The organism is Pantoea sp. YR525 (assembly GCF_900116775.1).
In the GTDB taxonomy this organism is placed as follows: Bacteria; Pseudomonadota; Gammaproteobacteria; order Enterobacterales; family Enterobacteriaceae; genus Pantoea; species Pantoea symbiotica.
Genome location: NZ_FPBU01000009.1, coordinates 58,068 through 74,364 on the forward strand (window position 1 = coordinate 58,068; position 16,297 = coordinate 74,364).

Annotated in this window: 13 protein-coding genes; 3 read left to right on the forward strand and 10 right to left on the reverse strand. The window is 55.0% G+C overall.

Annotated elements, in window-relative coordinates; genetic code table 11:
• Positions 1–21 precede the first annotated feature (21 nt).
• From rfbB to trxA, 7 genes are all read right to left on the reverse strand, one after another.
• Positions 22–1,098: a dTDP-glucose 4,6-dehydratase gene (rfbB, locus tag BM323_RS18455; protein ID WP_008105753.1), complete on the reverse strand. Its 1,077-nt coding sequence runs from the start codon at positions 1,096–1,098 to the stop codon at positions 22–24.
• Positions 1,095–2,354, reverse strand: a complete 1,260-nt coding sequence (gene wecC, locus BM323_RS18460) for a UDP-N-acetyl-D-mannosamine dehydrogenase (protein WP_008105752.1) — start codon at positions 2,352–2,354, stop codon at positions 1,095–1,097. The genes rfbB and wecC overlap by 4 nt, the downstream gene beginning before the upstream one ends.
• Before the next feature lie 2 nt (positions 2,355–2,356).
• Positions 2,357–3,481: a non-hydrolyzing UDP-N-acetylglucosamine 2-epimerase gene (wecB, locus tag BM323_RS18465; protein ID WP_008105750.1), complete on the reverse strand. Its 1,125-nt coding sequence runs from the start codon at positions 3,479–3,481 to the stop codon at positions 2,357–2,359.
• A 10-nt stretch (positions 3,482–3,491) separates the two neighbouring features.
• A complete protein-coding gene (gene wzzE / locus BM323_RS18470; protein ID WP_008105748.1) occupies positions 3,492–4,541 on the reverse strand; it encodes an ECA polysaccharide chain length modulation protein in 1,050 nt (349 codons plus the stop codon).
• A gap of 35 nt (positions 4,542–4,576) precedes the next feature.
• Positions 4,577–5,650, reverse strand: a complete 1,074-nt coding sequence (gene wecA, locus BM323_RS18475; RefSeq protein WP_008105746.1) for a UDP-N-acetylglucosamine--undecaprenyl-phosphate N-acetylglucosaminephosphotransferase — start codon at positions 5,648–5,650, stop codon at positions 4,577–4,579.
• Between the two features lie 278 nt (positions 5,651–5,928).
• On the reverse strand, positions 5,929–7,188 hold the full coding sequence (gene rho, locus BM323_RS18480; RefSeq protein WP_008105744.1) for a transcription termination factor Rho: 1,260 nt from the start codon (positions 7,186–7,188) through the stop codon (positions 5,929–5,931).
• Between the two features lie 345 nt (positions 7,189–7,533).
• Positions 7,534–7,866, reverse strand: coding sequence for a thioredoxin TrxA (trxA, locus tag BM323_RS18485; protein WP_008105741.1), 333 nt, complete (start codon positions 7,864–7,866; stop codon positions 7,534–7,536).
• Positions 7,867–7,983: 117 nt separating this feature from the next.
• Between trxA and rhlB the strand changes: the two genes are divergently transcribed.
• The gene (gene rhlB, locus BM323_RS18490; protein WP_008105739.1) at positions 7,984–9,279 is read left to right on the forward strand and encodes an ATP-dependent RNA helicase RhlB; all 1,296 of its coding nucleotides are present in this window, start codon (positions 7,984–7,986) and stop codon (positions 9,277–9,279) included.
• A 7-nt stretch (positions 9,280–9,286) separates the two neighbouring features.
• Positions 9,287–10,771, forward strand: a complete 1,485-nt coding sequence (gene ppx / locus BM323_RS18495) for an exopolyphosphatase (protein WP_008105737.1) — start codon at positions 9,287–9,289, stop codon at positions 10,769–10,771.
• Between the two features lie 158 nt (positions 10,772–10,929).
• Here the strand turns inward: ppx and rep are convergent, their stop codons facing one another.
• Positions 10,930–12,951, reverse strand: a complete 2,022-nt coding sequence (gene rep, locus BM323_RS18500; RefSeq protein WP_008105735.1) for a DNA helicase Rep — start codon at positions 12,949–12,951, stop codon at positions 10,930–10,932.
• 72 nt (positions 12,952–13,023) lie between these two features.
• Here rep and ppiC point away from each other — a divergent pair, with 72 nt between their 5' ends.
• Positions 13,024–13,305, forward strand: a complete 282-nt coding sequence (ppiC, locus tag BM323_RS18505) for a peptidylprolyl isomerase PpiC (protein WP_008105734.1) — start codon at positions 13,024–13,026, stop codon at positions 13,303–13,305.
• On the opposite strand, the gene BM323_RS18510 is transcribed toward ppiC, so the two are convergent.
• Both BM323_RS18510 and pdeH read right to left on the reverse strand, forming a co-directional pair.
• Positions 13,306–15,366: an AsmA family protein gene (locus BM323_RS18510; RefSeq protein WP_091004158.1), complete on the reverse strand. Its 2,061-nt coding sequence runs from the start codon at positions 15,364–15,366 to the stop codon at positions 13,306–13,308.
• 61 nt (positions 15,367–15,427) lie between these two features.
• Positions 15,428–16,201 carry a cyclic-guanylate-specific phosphodiesterase gene (pdeH, locus tag BM323_RS18515; RefSeq protein ID WP_008105730.1) on the reverse strand — a complete coding sequence of 258 codons (774 nt, stop codon included), beginning with the start codon at positions 16,199–16,201 and terminating at the stop codon, positions 15,428–15,430.
• Between the last annotated feature and the right edge of the window lie 96 nt (positions 16,202–16,297).

A 16,297-nucleotide genomic window follows, 5' to 3' on the forward strand; every position in this document is an offset into this window, starting at 1 on the left:
GCTGCTCCTTCATCATGGGTTTCAGCGCGGCGTGGCTAAGCCTAAACGCTCGCCACGATAGCTGCCGTTAAGAATCGACTGCCACCATTGCGGATTGGCCAGATACCACTGCACCGTTTTGCGGATACCGCTCTCAAAGGTTTCCTGCGGCGTCCAACCCAGCTCGCGCGCGATTTTACTGGCATCAATGGCGTAGCGCTGATCGTGGCCGGGACGATCGGTAACAAAGGTAATCAGGTCACGATAACGAGCCAGATGCGGCGCACGCTGCTGCGGTGCCAGTTCATCCAGCAGATCGCACAGCGTTTCCACTACCTCAAGATTACGTCGTTCATTGTGGCCACCAATATTGTAGGTTTCCCCCACTTTGCCGCTGCTCACCACGCTATACAGCGCCCGCGCGTGATCCTCTACGTAGAGCCAGTCACGTATCTGGCTGCCATTGCCGTAAACCGGCAGCGGTTTGCCCGCCAGCGCATTGATGATGGTGAGCGGGATCAGCTTCTCCGGGAAATGATACGGACCGTAATTGTTGGAACAGTTAGTGATGATGACCGGCAAACCGTAGGTACGCAGCCAGGCGCGCACCAAGTGATCGCTGCTGGCTTTGGTCGCCGAATAGGGGCTGCTCGGCGCGTATGGCGTGGTTTCAGTAAAGAAGTCGTCGCTACCATGCAGGTCACCAAACACTTCATCGGTGGAGATATGGTGCAGAATGAAGCCTTTTTTGCGCTCATCTGCCATGCCATTCCAGTAATGACGCGCTGCTTCCAGCAGCTGATAGGTGCCGACAATATTGGTTTCGACGAAGGCGATTGGCCCATCGATCGAACGGTCAACATGGCTTTCCGCCGCCAGGTGCATAATGCAATCCGGCTGATACTGCGCCATAACGCGATCCAGCTCCTCGCGATGGCAAATATCCACCTGCTCAAAGGCAAAACGCGCATCCTGTTGCACCGGCGCCAGCGACGCCAGATTGCCGGCATAGCTCAATTTATCGACCACCACTACGCGGTGATCGGTGTTTTCAATCAGAAAGCGCACCAGCGCCGAACCGATAAAACCTGCTCCGCCGGTGACCAGAAACTGTTTCATCGCCAAACGCCTTTGGTATCAACAATCCACGGTTGGGCAATCTGTGCCGCATCAATCGCGCGGAACTGTGCGTGATCAACCAACATCACCAGAATATCCGCCTGCTGCAGCGCTACGTCAGTGGCAACCAGCGTGGCTTCGTGCGCCAGACGTTGCGGAATGTCTTTTACATGCGGTTCAACCACCCAGGTTGCGCCGCTGTGCCATTCGGCAATCCGATGCGCGACGCTCATCGCCGGGCTTTCGCGCAGGTCATCAATATTCGGTTTGAAGGCCAGACCAAAGCAGGCAATGGTGACATCGCTGGCGCGTTTACCGCTGGCGGTAAGGCACTCTGCTAACGCCTGTTTTACCTGATCCAGCACCCAGCCTGGTTTGGCGTCATTCACTTCACGCGCGGTGCGAATTAGTCGCGCCTGCTCGGGGTTTTGCGCCACGATAAACCACGGATCGACAGCGATACAGTGCCCGCCAACGCCCGGTCCGGGCTGCAGGATGTTGACGCGCGGATGGCGATTCGCCAGCGCAATCAGCTCCCACACGTTGATGCCCTGCTCGGCGCAAATCAGCGACAGCTCATTGGCAAAGGCGATGTTCACATCGCGGAAGCTGTTTTCGGTGAGTTTGCACATCTCGGCGGTGCGCGCATTGGTTTCCACACACTCGCCGCGCAGGAAAATGCGATACAGCTCGCTGGCGCGTGCGGAACAGGCTGGCGTCATGCCGCCAATCACGCGATCGTTTTCCAGCAGTTCGACCATCACTTTGCCGGGCAACACGCGCTCCGGGCAGTAAGCGATAAACACATCACACGCTTCACCGTGCTGCGGGAAACGCAGATCGGGGCGCGCCGCCGCCAGCCATTCCGCCATTTGCTCGGTGGCACCTACCGGCGACGTCGACTCTAGGATCACCAGATCGCCCGCTTTTAATACTGGCGCAATCGACAGCGCCGCAGCCTGCACATAGCTGAGGTCCGGCTGATGGTCGCCGATAAACGGCGTGGGCACGGCAATCAGGAACGCATCGGCGGCTTCGGCCTGCGTGGTGGCACGCAGATGACCGGTACGCACCGCTTCGCGCACCACATCACCCAACTCGGGTTCCACGATATGGATATCGCCGCGATTAATGGTTTCGACGGCGCGGACATTAATATCCACACCAACGACTTTCTTTCCCTTTGAGGCAAAAACGGCCGCCGTTGGCAGCCCAATGTAGCCCAGTCCGATAACGGAAATGGTTTCAAAACGCATGGTTAGACTCTGTGTTGTTTTAGGGCCTGCAAGATGCGCGCGCAGGCATGACCATCGCCATACGGATTGTGCGCGCGGCTCATTGCCTGCCAGGCTTCATCGTCCTGCAACAGCAGGCTGACTTCAGCGACAATTTTACTAATATCGGTGCCGACCAGTTTCACCGTACCTGCGTCCACTGCTTCCGGACGCTCGGTGGTATCACGCATCACCAGAACCGGTTTACCCAGCGATGGCGCTTCTTCCTGAATGCCGCCGGAATCGGTAAGAATCAGCCACGAGCGATTCATCAGCCAGACAAACGGCAGATACTCTTGCGGCTCAATCAGGATGATGTTTTCGATGCCGCTGAGAATGCGATTAACCGGCTCGCTGACGTTGGGATTGAGGTGCACAGGATAGACAATTTGCACCTGCGGATGCTGACGCGCGATTTGCGCCAGCGCACTGCAAATGCGTTCGAAGCCGTCGCCAAAGCTTTCGCGGCGATGCCCCGTGACCAGAATCAGCTTTTTGTCGGCATCGAGGAACGGATAACGCGCGGCGAGGCGGGCATTGAGATCGGCGTCGTCCAGCACGCGATCACGCACCCACAGCAGCGCATCAATCACCGTGTTGCCAGTGACGAAAATGCGCGCATCCGGTAGATTCTCACGCAGCAAGTTTTGCCGCGAATTTTGCGTCGGCGTGAAGTGATAGCTGGCGAGATGGCCGGTGAGCGTGCGATTGGCCTCTTCGGGCCACGGCGACATCAGGTTGCCGGTACGCAATCCCGCTTCCACGTGACCTACCGGAATCTGGTGATAAAACGCCGCCAGGCTCGCCGCAAACGTGGTGGTGGTATCGCCGTGCACTAACACCACATCCGGCTGGAAATCGGCCAAAACGGTTTTCATACCCTGCAGAATGCGGCTGGTGATCTCCGTCAGCCCTTGTTCCGGGCGCATGATATTCAGATCATAATCAGGCTGCAGCTGGAACAAACGTAGCACCTGATCGAGCATTTCACGATGTTGTGCGGTGACGCATAAGCGCGACTCGAACGCAGCATCCTGCGCCAGCGCCTGCACCAGCGGAGCCATTTTGATCGCTTCAGGACGCGTGCCAAATACCGTCAGAACTTTCACGTGGCTTCTCTTAATGGCTCGTTGCTAACGTTGAACGCGGACGACGCACCAGCGCCACTCCCGCACCGACCAGCGCGCCAATCACGCCCCACATGATCATCATAAACAGGCGGCGCGGACTATCGCGCGACACCGGCTCTTCCGGGGTGCGCAAGTAGCGGTAAGTCTGGAATTGTTTATCCAGACGCGGCCCGGCCTGCAGCGTACTCAGCATCGCTTTGTTTTGATCATAGCTTAAATCGTAAGCAGGTCCGCTGGCTTGTAAAGTGTCAAGTTGCGCCTGCAGCATTTGCTGCCCGAGCAAGAAACGATCGCTGTCTGGCAGCGCCTCGCCGGTTGCCGGTGCGCGGTTCTCTTTGATGCCCTGCTCGCTCGCCACTTTCAGCGCCTGCTCGATGCGCTGGCGTTGACGTTCAAATACCGACTGCGCCACTTCCTGCTGGCGATTAACCTGCGACGCCAGCTGCACGCTGCGCGCCTGCCAGGCGCCTTTCAGCTCCGCATTAAGATGACGCGCCGCACGTTCGCTGGCGTAGGCGATATATTGACGCAGCAGATTGTTGGCATCGCTGGCGGTTTCGGCAACCAGTTTGATGTTATCTAAGATATTGCGCGCCGGATCGGCAGCGGTGAACTGGATGTTGGTGATCAAATCATCAAGCAGCGCCGCATCGTTGTGCGCGTTACCGCTTTTGCGACTTTTGAAGTATTCAGTCTGCTGCCAGAAATCACGACGCGTATCCCAGGATGCCAACTGCATGGTGAACTCCTGATAAACCTCATCCATCACGGTTGGGGCTGGCGAGCTGAGATTGAGCGTATTAGTGCGCACATCCAGATTATTGAGGAATTGTTGCTGCACGAAGAAATCACCCAACATATTCACCGTTGGACGATCGGTCACCGCCGTGGTGCTCCACGCTTGCTTCATTAACATCGATGCCAGCCAGGCGACCAGCGCAAACAGCAGCGCCAGACCGATGATCCAGCGTTTACCACGCCAGAGCGTGCAGCCAAGGCCACGCATATCCAGTTCGTTCTCCACAACGACAGAGGTCATAACAAAATCCTTATCAGGGTACTTTTCTGGGTAATTTATTTTTTATCTTCGCTGCTTTGCCAGCGACGTTTAATGCGACGGATTTTGCGCGCCACGCGCCAGGCGTGTTTCAGGCAATAGCCGTAAAGGAGGAATGCCATCATGAACAGCACCAGCATCACCCATTCCGGGATGAAAGCCAGATACTCGCCGAGCACACCAATACCCGCCAGAATCGCGGCGGCAACGGTAATCAGCAGGAACGCCTGACGGGAAGTGAATCCGGCGCGCATGATCAAATGGTGAATGTGCTGGCGGTCAGCGGAAAACGGGCTCATGCCTTTACGCAAGCGGCGATACATAATCGCCACCATATCCATCAGCGGAATGGCGATCAGCCACAGCGCGGTGACGGGCGTAATTGGATGGCTGAGACCTTGGGTGGTTTCCAGCAAAATCCAGATGATGGTGAAACCAATCATGGTGCTGCCGGCGTCGCCCATAAACACTTTGTAGCGTCGACCAATCAAACCGAGATTGAGCAGGATATAAGGAATGGTGGCGGCGATCATCGCAAAGCACCACATGGCGAGGCTGGTCTGGCCGTCGAAGTAGAGAATGATGCCGATCGCAGCGAATGTGACGCTGGAGAGGCCGCCAAGCAGACCATCAATCCCATCCACCATGTTGAACGCGTTGATGGCGGCCCATACGGCGAACAGCGTCAATACGTAGCCAAAGGGACCGACAATCAACTCAACCGGCCCAATAATAAAGCCCAGACTGAGCAAATAGAGTTTTGCACCGACCATCATCACAATGGCGACCGCCGCCTGCACCAGCGCGCGGATTTTAACGCTGATATCGAAGCGATCGTCCAGTGCGCCAACCAACACCAATACGCCCGCGCAGCTCAGATAAAGCATCGCGTGCGGCAAATAATAATTTGAGATGGCAAATGCGAAGCAGATTCCCGCGTACACGGAAATACCGCCAACTAACGGAATGGCGCCATGGTGCCTTTTTCTGGAGTTTGGTGTGTCCACGAGCCCAATTTTTTTAGCTGCTTTGCGAGCAAAAAACAGGAACACTAAAGTAAAAAGAAAAACTAAACCAAGCTCAGTACTCATAGTGAGTAAATTCACGTTAATGCTCTCAGCTAAAATCGTGGACAACAATATGCAAAACACCTGCCATTGCCATATATCCCTATTCCGAATTCTGCTGCAGAAAAGCCTGATTGTTGAAAAAACACCCGCATCTCTGCCACAGTCATTTTAAAAGCTTCCTGACTGCGCTAATCCTAATGCCCATAAATAAAAAACGCCACGTTAAGACGTGGCGTTAGCAATATTTCCTGGCAAATTGTGCGAATCACCGCTTGGCTTAGCGACTCGCCGATCGCAACTTAGGAACGCTTCATCATATCGAAGAATTCGTCGTTGGTTTTGGTCATGGCCAGTTTGTTGATGAGGAACTCCATCGCGTCGATTTCACCCATTGGATGGATGATTTTGCGCAGGATCCACATCTTCTGCAGCTCTTCCTGAGTGGTGAGCAGCTCTTCTTTACGGGTACCGGAACGATTGTAATCAATCGCTGGGAATACACGCTTCTCGGCGATTTTACGCGAGAGGTGCAATTCCATGTTACCTGTACCTTTAAACTCTTCGTAAATCACTTCATCCATCTTCGAACCGGTATCAACCAGCGCGGTCGCGATGATGGTCAGGCTGCCGCCCTCTTCCACGTTACGTGCCGCACCGAAGAAACGCTTCGGACGATGCAAGGCGTTGGCATCCACACCACCGGTCAGGACTTTACCTGATGCTGGAACCACGGTGTTGTAAGCACGCGCCAGACGCGTGATGGAGTCAAGCAGGATGATCACGTCTTTCTTGTGCTCAACCAGGCGCTTAGCCTTCTCGATCACCATCTCAGCAACCTGCACGTGACGTGACGCTGGCTCATCAAAGGTCGAAGCGATAACTTCACCTTTAACCAGACGCTGCATCTCGGTCACTTCTTCCGGACGTTCGTCAATCAGCAGCACCATCAGCAGGCAATCTGGATAGTTGTAGGCGATGCTCTGCGCGATGTTCTGCAGCAGCATGGTTTTACCCGCTTTCGGCGGCGCCACAATCAGACCACGTTGACCACGACCAATCGGAGAAGCCAGATCCAGCACGCGTGCGGTCAGGTCTTCAGTCGAGCCATTACCGCGTTCCATACGCATACGCTTGCTGGCGTGCAGCGGCGTAAGGTTTTCGAACAGAATCTTGTTACGCGCGTTTTCCGGCTTGTCGTAGTTAACTTCGTTAACTTTCAACAGCGCAAAGTAGCGTTCACCTTCTTTTGGCGGGCGAATCTTGCCAGAAATGGTGTCACCAGTGCGGAGGTTGAAACGGCGGATTTGACTAGGAGAGACGTAGATATCATCGGGACCGGCGAGGTAGGAGCTATCTCCAGAACGGAGGAAACCAAATCCGTCCTGTAATATCTCCAGCACACCATCACCAAAGATGTCTTCGCCGCTTTTTGCGTGCTGTTTCAGGATAGAGAAAATAATATCCTGCTTGCGCATACGCGCCTGGTTTTCCAGCCCCATATTTTCGCCGAGGGTAATCAGCTCAGAAACCGGCGTATTCTTTAATTCGGTAAGATTCATAGTGATGGGTTCTTAAACTCGGGGTAATTCTCGAAATGATTGTCGTGAGTGGTATGGCAAAAATTCCATGCCTGTTAATGGCTCTTTTTCAACTCAGCTCGACGATTATCGTCAGATGTGGCGATAGGAAACGAGGAGACGGTCGAAAGATGATGCCGAATGTGCTAGTCATCAGATTGCCAAACCACGATAACGTTCATTGCGAGTAGGGTCTGACAAGGGAAAACTTAGATGCAAACTACAAGGTAAGAGCGTAATGCAGTGAACTCAACTTAACACGCTTAAAGTGAGACGTCCAGCAGTGGCGACAAAATTCACCACTGCCGAACAAACACCACGCTGGGCTTAGGCCAGGTTGGCGTTCAGGAACTCTTTCAACTGTCCTTTAGACAGTGCGCCAACCTTAGTTGCCGCCACTTCACCGTTCTTGAACAGCAGCAGAGTTGGGATACCGCGGATGCCGTATTTCGGCGCCGTACCCGGGTTGTCATCAATGTTCAACTTAGCGATGGTAAGTTTACCTTCGTACTCTTCTGCGACTTCGTCGAGAATTGGGGCGATCATTTTGCAAGGACCACACCATTCAGCCCAGAAATCTACCAGAGTGACACCGTCTGCTTTCAGTACGTCTGTGTCGAAACTGTCATCGGTCAAGTGAACGATCTTATCGCTGCTCATGTTTAACTCCAAAAGATTGCGCCTGGCGAATTGGCGGAAATGATACCAACGTAGGTTGACTTTATTTCATCGGATACGCTTTCGTAAAGCGCTAGTAAGCTGATATTCTACCACACTATGAGCAAAACACACTTAACTGAACAGAAGTTTTCCGACTTCGCCCTGCACCCTCAGGTGGTAGAAGCCCTTGATACTAAAGGCTTTAGCCACTGCACGCCTATTCAGGCGCTCGCGTTGCCTCTTACGCTTACAGGGCGTGATGTTGCGGGTCAGGCGCAAACCGGTACCGGCAAAACGATGGCGTTCCTTACGTCAACGTTTCATTATCTTCTTTCTCATCCTGCCGCAGAAGGTCGCCAGACTAATCAGCCACGTGCGCTGATCATGGCCCCGACGCGTGAGCTCGCCGTACAAATTCATGCCGATGCTGAACCATTAGCGAAGGTGACTGGCTTAAAGCTGGGCCTGGCTTATGGTGGCGACGGCTACGATAAACAGCTGAAAGTGCTGGCTGAGGGTGTCGATATTCTGGTGGGCACCACCGGACGTCTGATCGACTACGCCAAGCAGAACCATGTCAACCTGGGCGCGATTCAGGTTGTTGTGCTGGATGAAGCCGATCGCATGTTCGATCTCGGCTTTATTAAAGACATTCGTTGGCTGTTCCGCCGCATGCCGCCGGCCACCCAACGCCTGAGTATGCTGTTCTCTGCTACCTTGTCTTACCGCGTGCGTGAACTGGCGTTTGAGCACATGAACAACGCCGAATACGTGGAAGTTGAGCCTGAGCAGAAAACCGGCCACCGCATCAAAGAAGAGCTTTTCTATCCTTCGAATGAAGAGAAAATGCGTTTACTGCAGACGCTAGTAGAAGAAGAGTGGCCAGATCGCGCCATCATCTTCGCTAACACTAAGCACCGCTGTGAAGACATTTGGGGCCATTTGGCTGCCGATGGTCATCGCGTAGGTCTGCTGACCGGTGATGTGGCGCAGAAAAAACGTCTGCGTATTCTCGACGACTTCACCAAAGGCGATGTGGATATCCTGGTGGCCACCGACGTCGCGGCACGTGGTCTGCACATTCCTGCCGTAACGCATGTGTTCAACTACGATCTGCCTGACGATCGCGAAGACTACGTTCACCGTATTGGCCGTACTGGCCGCGCGGGCGCCAGCGGTCACTCCATCAGCCTGGCGTGCGAAGAGTACGCGCTGAACCTGCCGGCAATCGAAGAGTACATCGGTCACGGTATTCCGGTCAGCAAGTACAACAGCGATGCCTTGCTGAATGAACTGCCACCGCCGAAGCGTCTGCAACGCAGTCGTTCAGGAAACGGTCCACGCCGTGGCGGGAACAACAATAACCGTCGGAGCGGCGCGCCGCGCAATAGCAACCGTAAACGTTCGGGTTAAGCACACCATGCTAAGCGCATCGTCACTTTATGCAGCGATTGATTTAGGTTCTAACAGCTTTCATATGTTGGTGGTGCGCGAGGTGTCTGGCAGTATTCAGACCGTCGCGCGGATAAAGCGCAAAGTGCGTCTGGCGGCTGGCCTCGACAAAGCGAATCATCTCTCTGCCGAGGCGATGCAACGCGGCTGGCAGTGCCTGAAGTTGTTCTCCGAACAGCTGCAGGATATTCCTCCGGAACAAATCCGCGTGGTGGCAACCGCCACGCTGCGCCTTGCTGAAAATGCGCAGGATTTCCTCACAACGGCTGAACAGATTCTTGGCTGCGCGGTGAATGTCATCAGCGGCGAAGAAGAAGCGCGCCTGATTTATCAGGGTGTAGCGCATACCACCGGCGGTTCCGATCAGCGTTTAGTGGTCGATATCGGCGGCGGCAGCACCGAACTGGTGACCGGCGAAGGCTCGCATGCCACCACGCTGTTCAGCTTGTCGATGGGCTGCGTAACCTGGCTTGAACGCTATTTCAGCGATCGTCATCTGGCAAAAGAGAATTTTGAGCAGGCCGAACTGGCCGCGCGCGAGATGATCCGTCCGGTGGCCGCTGCGCTGCGCGAGAAAGGCTGGCAAATCTGTGTCGGCGCGTCAGGCACCGTACAAGCGTTGCAGGAAATTATGATGGCGCAGGGCATGGATGAGCGCATCACCCTGAGCAAACTGCAACAGCTGAAACAACGCGCGATTCAGTGCGGCAAACTGGAAGAGCTGGAAATTGAAGGATTGACGCTGGAGCGCGCCTTAGTGTTCCCGAGCGGTTTATCAATCCTCATCGCTATCTTCCAGGAACTGAGCATTGAAGGTATGACGCTGGCCGGTGGCGCACTGCGCGAAGGCTTGGTGTATGGCATGCTGCATCTGCCGGTTGATCGCGATATCCGCAGCCGCACATTACAGAACGTGCAGCGTCGCTTTGCCATTGATATTGATCAGGCCGGTCGCGTACGCCAGTTGGCGGAGAGCTTCTACCGTCAGGTGAGCAGCAGCTGGAAGCTGGATAACCGATGTCGCGATCTGCTACTTAGCGCCTGTTCCATCCACGAAATTGGCCTGAGCGTCGATTTCCGTCAGGCACCGCAGCACGCCGCTTACCTGATTCGCCATCTCGATCTTCCTGGCTTCACTCCCGCACAGAAAAAAATGCTGGCTTGCCTGCTGCAGAACCAAAGCGGCAGCATTGATTTGGCTTTACTGACTCAGCAAAACGCCGTGCCGCCGCGCATGGCGGAGCGTTTAAGTCGTTTGCTGCGTTTAGCGATTATTTTCTCAAGCCGTCGTCGCGATGACACCTTGCCTGCCGTGCGTTTACAGGCGGATGATGATGCGCTGCATTTGACGTTGCCAGCCGGGTGGCGCGAAGTGCATCCGCTGCGTTCTGAGTTGCTGGAGCAGGAGAGTCATTATCAGTCGTACGTGCACTGGTTATTGACTATCTCCTAATCGAACCTGCTCTGCTTGCTGATGCTGCGTTGAAAAGTTCACGTCAAATGCTCATTTACAACACGTAAACTCCGCTTTGCCGTGAACTTTTCGCCTTGCCTCCGCTGCGCTCGCAACGGTTCTCGCCTGAGGCCTGGTTTGTGGGCTGAAGGAAACAATTAACCCTTCTTCGCATTCTCCAGCATCGCCCTTAACCCTGCGACGCGCGTCTGTCCGGTCTTCACGCGCTCTTCTGCGCTCACCACTTTTTTCTCGCGCTCCCACACCACATCGTCCTGCGGCAACTCCAGCAGGAAGCGACTCGGTTCCGGGCGCATCAGCTCGCCGTACTGACGGCGTTCACGGCATAGCGTAAAGGTCAGCTCTTTCTGCGCACGGGTAATCCCCACGTAAGCCAGACGTCGCTCTTCTTCGATATTGTTCTCATCGATGCTGCTCTGGTGTGGCAATAAACCCTCTTCCATGCCGACCAGATAGACATACGGAAACTCCAGCCCTTTTGAGGCGTGCAGCGTCATCAGCTGCACCTGATCGAGCTCCTCATCGCTCTCACCACGCTCCATCATGTCGCGCAGCGTAAAGCGCGTCACCACCTGCGCCAGCGTCATTGGTTCGTTCAGCTCATCGCCTTCCAGCATCTCGGTCATCCACTGGAACAGCAGATTGACATTCTTCATGCGCATCTCAGCCGCTTTCGGGCTGGGCGAGGTTTCAAACAGCCAGCTTTCGTAGTCGATGCCGCGAATCAGGTCGCGCACTGCGTTAACCGGCTCACGTTCGGTCAGCTGGACGATTTCATTCAGCCAGTGCGTAAAGCGCTGCAGATGCTCCAGCCCGCGCCCGCTCAGCGTTTGCTCCAATCCCATATCGAAGCTGGCGTTGTACAGGCTTTTATTGCGCAGGTTGGCCCATTCGCCCAATTTTTGCAGCGTTGCCGGACCAATCTCACGGCGCGGCGTATTCACGATACGCAGGAATGCGCTGTCATCTTCCTGATTGGTTAGCACGCGCAGGTAAGCCAGCAAATCTTTGATTTCCGGACGCGAGAAGAACGACGTGCCGCCCGAGATACGATACGGAATACGGTTCTGCATCAGCTGCTTCTCAAACACCCGCGACTGATGATTGCCGCGATAGAGAATAGCGTAATCTTTGTAGGCGGTTTTGTTGATGAAGTGATGCGCAATCAATTCGCCCGCCACGCGTTCAGCCTCGTGATCTTCATTGTTGGCGCTCAGCACCTTCAGCTCGCTGCCCTGCCCCAGTTCTGAAAACAGGCGTTTCTCGAATACGTGCGGATTGTTAGCGATAAGGATGTTGGCGGATTTCAGGATGCGCTGCGTCGAGCGATAATTCTGCTCCAGCTTCACCACTTCCAGCGCCGGGAAATCCTGTTGCAGCAGCACCAGATTTTGCGGACGCGCGCCGCGCCACGAGTAAATTGACTGATCGTCATCGCCCACCACGGTAAAGCGCGCCCGCGCACCCACCAGCAACTTCACCAGCTCATATTGGCTGGTGTTGGTGTCCTGATACTCATCCACCAGCAGGTAGCGAATGCGCTGCTGCCAGCGTTCGCGCACTTCCTGATTGCGCTGCAGCAGCAGCGTCGGCAGTGCGATTAAGTCGTCGAAATCCAGCACGTTGCAGGATTTCAGGTGTTGGTCATACAGCTGATAACAGTGCGCAAAAATCTGGTCGCGCTGCGATTGCGCCAAACCGGCTGCGCCCTGCGGATCGACCAAATCGTTCTTCCAGTTGGAGATGGTGGAAATCAGCTGCTGTAACAGTGTTTTGTCCTCTTCCAGCCACTGTTTGGTCAGGTCTTTGAGCAAAGCCAGCTGATCCTGATCGTCGAACAGCGAGAAGCTGGCTTTCATTCCCAGCGCCTTGTATTCGCGTTTGATGATCTCCAGCCCCAGCGTATGAAAGGTGGAAATCATCAGGCCGCGCGCCTCTTTACGTCCCAGCGTTTGCGCCACACGCTCTTTCATCTCGCGCGAAGCTTTGTTGGTAAAGGTCACAGCGGCGATATGGCGCGCCTGATAGCCACATTCGCGGATCAGGTGGGCGATTTTGTTGGTGATCACGCGGGTTTTACCTGAGCCAGCGCCGGCCAGCACCAGACAAGGACCGGTGACAAATTCGACAGCTCGTTGTTGGCCGGGGTTTAAACGCATAACGGAATTCGCTCAGTGGGATCAAAAGAAACAGGGTTATAATGGCCGGATTATACACATTAGGACTTCATCATGGCGAAAACCGCGGCGGCTTTACATATCCTCGTGAAAGAGGAAGCGCAGGCCAAATCCCTGCTGGCGCAGCTTGAGAAAGGGGCGAACTTCCAGCAACTGGCAAAGAAACACTCTACCTGCCCATCCGGGCGCAACGGTGGTGATTTGGGTGAGTTTCGTAAAGGGCAAATGGTGCCGGCATTTGATAAGGCGGTCTTCTCCTGTCCGCTGCTACAGCCTTACGGACCGGTGAAAACCGCCTTTGGTTACCACATCATCAAAGTGCTGTGGCGTAACTGATCACTTCTGATTCTTCATCTGCTGCAGCACGTTATTGCACTGATTGTCGTCGGTATCGCTAGGCGAAATCAGTGCGATCAACGCGGCGGCCGGTGCAACTACCGCACCAAGCGCTACCGCAGCGGCACCGCGCGCAATCAGCGGCCCAGCTTTCACGCCGGCATCCGGATTTTTAAAGGTGCCGCGCACATACAGCGGCGAACGCAGCGTAATGATACGAATCCCTTTACTCTCCGGATTGATCGACAAGTCCATGCGTTCATTCGCGAAGTTAACGTTGCCCGTCACATTGATCACCGCGTTCTCGGTATCCAGCAGGAACAGTTTTGGCGTCGCTAAACCCTGACGAATATTCAGATCGGTTGCCGCGCAGTTGATCTTCACTTCGTCATCGCCGAACAGTTTGCCCACCACATAGTTACCGACGTTCAGTCCGGCAATCTCCATCAGGCTGCGGCTGATCAGGCCATCATTCATCAGTAGCTTCAGTTCGCCATCGCTGGAACCAAGTAAGTCCGCCACAGAATTGCCGGTGCCACTCAGCGAGGCATCGCCGTTAAGCTGGCCCAAACTGTTCTGCATCGCGGTGACATCCGGGAACAGCTGACGCAGGCGTAGCTTACGCGCATGCAAATCGGCGCGTCCGCGCATCGGGCTGCGATCGCCTTCCAGATGAATGGTGGAGTTGATGCTGCCGCCGGCCATCCCGAAGCGCAGCGGATCGAGCAACAGGTCGCCGTTTTTCAATTGCAGATGGGTATAGAGATCGCTGAGCGGCAGCTTGCTGCTGTGTTCAATGCGTTTGCCGCTAAACTTCACATCCGCATCCATCACGTCCCAGCTCTTGGTATCGAACTTGTCATGCGGCAACACGCGATCGGCAGGCTGTGTTGAGGCATCGCCGCGTTGCGCTTTGGCCTGCTGCGTTTTCTCGCTGCCTTTGCCGGAGTTGACGCCAATCAGCGGCCCCAAATCTTCCATCCGCAATTGGTTCGAGGTCAGTTCACCGGTCAAGGTGGGACGCGGTTTACCCTGACGATAAACAAGGGAGCCGTGAATATCGCTGTCGCCGATGTGGCCGTTAAACTTCTCGTAGCGGAACAACGGCCCTTTCTCCTCGTTGAAACGCGCAATCAAATGACCGTCGGTTTCATAAGGTGGCGTATCAGGCAGCAGCACGCCCGTCAGGCCATACAGATTCGCCAGCGTATCGCCCGCGAAGCGCAAACGCACATCCAGCCCGCCAAGATTGAGCGGATCCTGCAAGGTGCCGTCAATACGCACGCGCGTGGTGCCATTACGCACATCCACCTGCAGCGGGAACGGCGTGGTTTTACTGCGCAGCGATAGCATGCCGCCAATTTTACCGTCGCCATCCAGCTTCTGATTGTTGTAAGTGCCGCTCGCCTGCCAGCCAAAGACAAAATCACCCGCGCCTTTCTGCTGATCGTCGCCGCCCGCCACCTGCGCATACGGTACCGGTTTGCCCAGCGGATTTATGGTTACCGTGACATCGGCTTTGTTAATGGCGTCGCGATAGCGCACTTGTCCCTGATCGAACAGAATGTTGTCGAGGCGGAAGGACCAGGCAGAAGGCGCGGCGTTCGCATCGCTGTTCTGGCTGCTTGCAAGATCAAAGGTCCAGTTATTCTTTTTGTCAGCAGTTTGCACCAGCCGCGCATCCGGCTTTTGCATCTTGATCCACGGCAGGTAGATCTGCTGATGCAGCAGCGCCAGCGGCGCAATCGTCGCTTCAACGCGCTGCAGATGCACCATGGTGACATCAGGAATGGATGGTGGATTGCCGAGCATCACATCGTCGGCATGTACCTGCGGCCACGGCACCCAGCTGCGCCAGCCTGGTTCTTCGCGATTGCGAACCCAGGCCACGCCGAGATCGCCGCGAATCGCGAAAGGTCGGTTCAGTTCGGCCGAAACTTTTTGATTAATTGTAGGTTTCAGGCGGTTCCAGTCAAAGGTGGCGATGATCACCACAATCACTACAACCAATAACAAAAAAATCCCGAACACCCAGCTCAGGATCTTTCGAGTACGTGACATATTGCTTCCTCCTTGCCCTTCCACGTCTGACTAAGGATAGTCGAGACGTCGCGGAACGGGATCAGGGAAGCTCAAGTGCCATACGTTCCAGCTCACTAAACGGCACCGGACGCGAGAAGAAGTAGCCCTGCGCCGCCATGGCTGGCGAGCTGCGAACCTGTTGCCACTCCTCTTCGGTTTCCACACCTTCGACGATGACGCCGTTGCAATAACGGTTAATCAACGCCAGCAGCATTGAGAACATTGAGCGGCCTTCATCGCTGGCGCGCAGCAGCATAAACAGCTCGCGCGAGAGTTTAATGTAGTCGTAACGCAGTTCGGTCAGCGCCGAGAAGTTCGCCATGCCGGAGCCAAAATCATCCAGCCACAGCGGCCCGAGTTCCGGCATCTTCGCTACCATCTCTTCCTGCGGCAGCGCATGATGTTCCGTCAGTTCGAAGCGCACCCACGGCAGCTGCGCGATCAGCGTGCGAATCGACTCATGCTGCTCAATCTCCATCAGCGTTGGACCGTCGATATTCACCGACGCCACCAGCTGACGCTGATTGAAAAACGGTGACCATGTTATCAGCAGCTCGAGTTGTTCCTGGACGACACCGAGCCGCTGCGCGATAGTCAGTGCTTCAAAATAGTCTTCGGGCGACAGCCTTTTTTCTGGCGCGGAGGGATGAGTCACCGCCGTCAGTAATTCAATGGCCAGCAATCGGCCGGAAACCTGATAAATCGGCTGGAAAGTATAGAATCGTTGGCACTGCTGCCAGAAGAGACGCGTTTCCTGTTGTTGTTCCAGTTCATTTGAAACAGGCAGCCGATGACTCAAATTCTTCATCACCATGGTTTTTTCCTGGTTGGTGTCGAGTGCCTGCAAATAGCATCTCAGCGGCAAGTATCGGCGATCGCCGGGATAACTTTATCAATCTCGTTAGTCCCA

Coding starts and splice junctions, on each gene's coding strand:
- rfbB (WP_008105753.1), bottom strand. CDS start 1,098: ATGAAACAGTTTCTGGTCACCGGCGGAGCAGGTTTTATCGGTTCGGCG.
- wecC (WP_008105752.1), bottom strand. CDS start 2,354: ATGCGTTTTGAAACCATTTCCGTTATCGGACTGGGCTACATTGGGCTG.
- wzzE (WP_008105748.1), bottom strand. CDS start 4,541: ATGACCTCTGTCGTTGTGGAGAACGAACTGGATATGCGTGGCCTTGGC.
- wecA (WP_008105746.1), bottom strand. CDS start 5,650: ATGAGTACTGAGCTTGGTTTAGTTTTTCTTTTTACTTTAGTGTTCCTG.
- rho (WP_008105744.1), bottom strand. CDS start 7,188: ATGAATCTTACCGAATTAAAGAATACGCCGGTTTCTGAGCTGATTACC.
- trxA (WP_008105741.1), bottom strand. CDS start 7,866: ATGAGCAGCGATAAGATCGTTCACTTGACCGATGACAGTTTCGACACA.
- rhlB (WP_008105739.1), top strand. CDS start 7,984: ATGAGCAAAACACACTTAACTGAACAGAAGTTTTCCGACTTCGCCCTG.
- ppx (WP_008105737.1), top strand. CDS start 9,287: ATGCTAAGCGCATCGTCACTTTATGCAGCGATTGATTTAGGTTCTAAC.
- rep (WP_008105735.1), bottom strand. CDS start 12,951: ATGCGTTTAAACCCCGGCCAACAACGAGCTGTCGAATTTGTCACCGGT.
- ppiC (WP_008105734.1), top strand. CDS start 13,024: ATGGCGAAAACCGCGGCGGCTTTACATATCCTCGTGAAAGAGGAAGCG.
- BM323_RS18510 (WP_091004158.1), bottom strand. CDS start 15,366: ATGTCACGTACTCGAAAGATCCTGAGCTGGGTGTTCGGGATTTTTTTG.
- pdeH (WP_008105730.1), bottom strand. CDS start 16,201: ATGGTGATGAAGAATTTGAGTCATCGGCTGCCTGTTTCAAATGAACTG.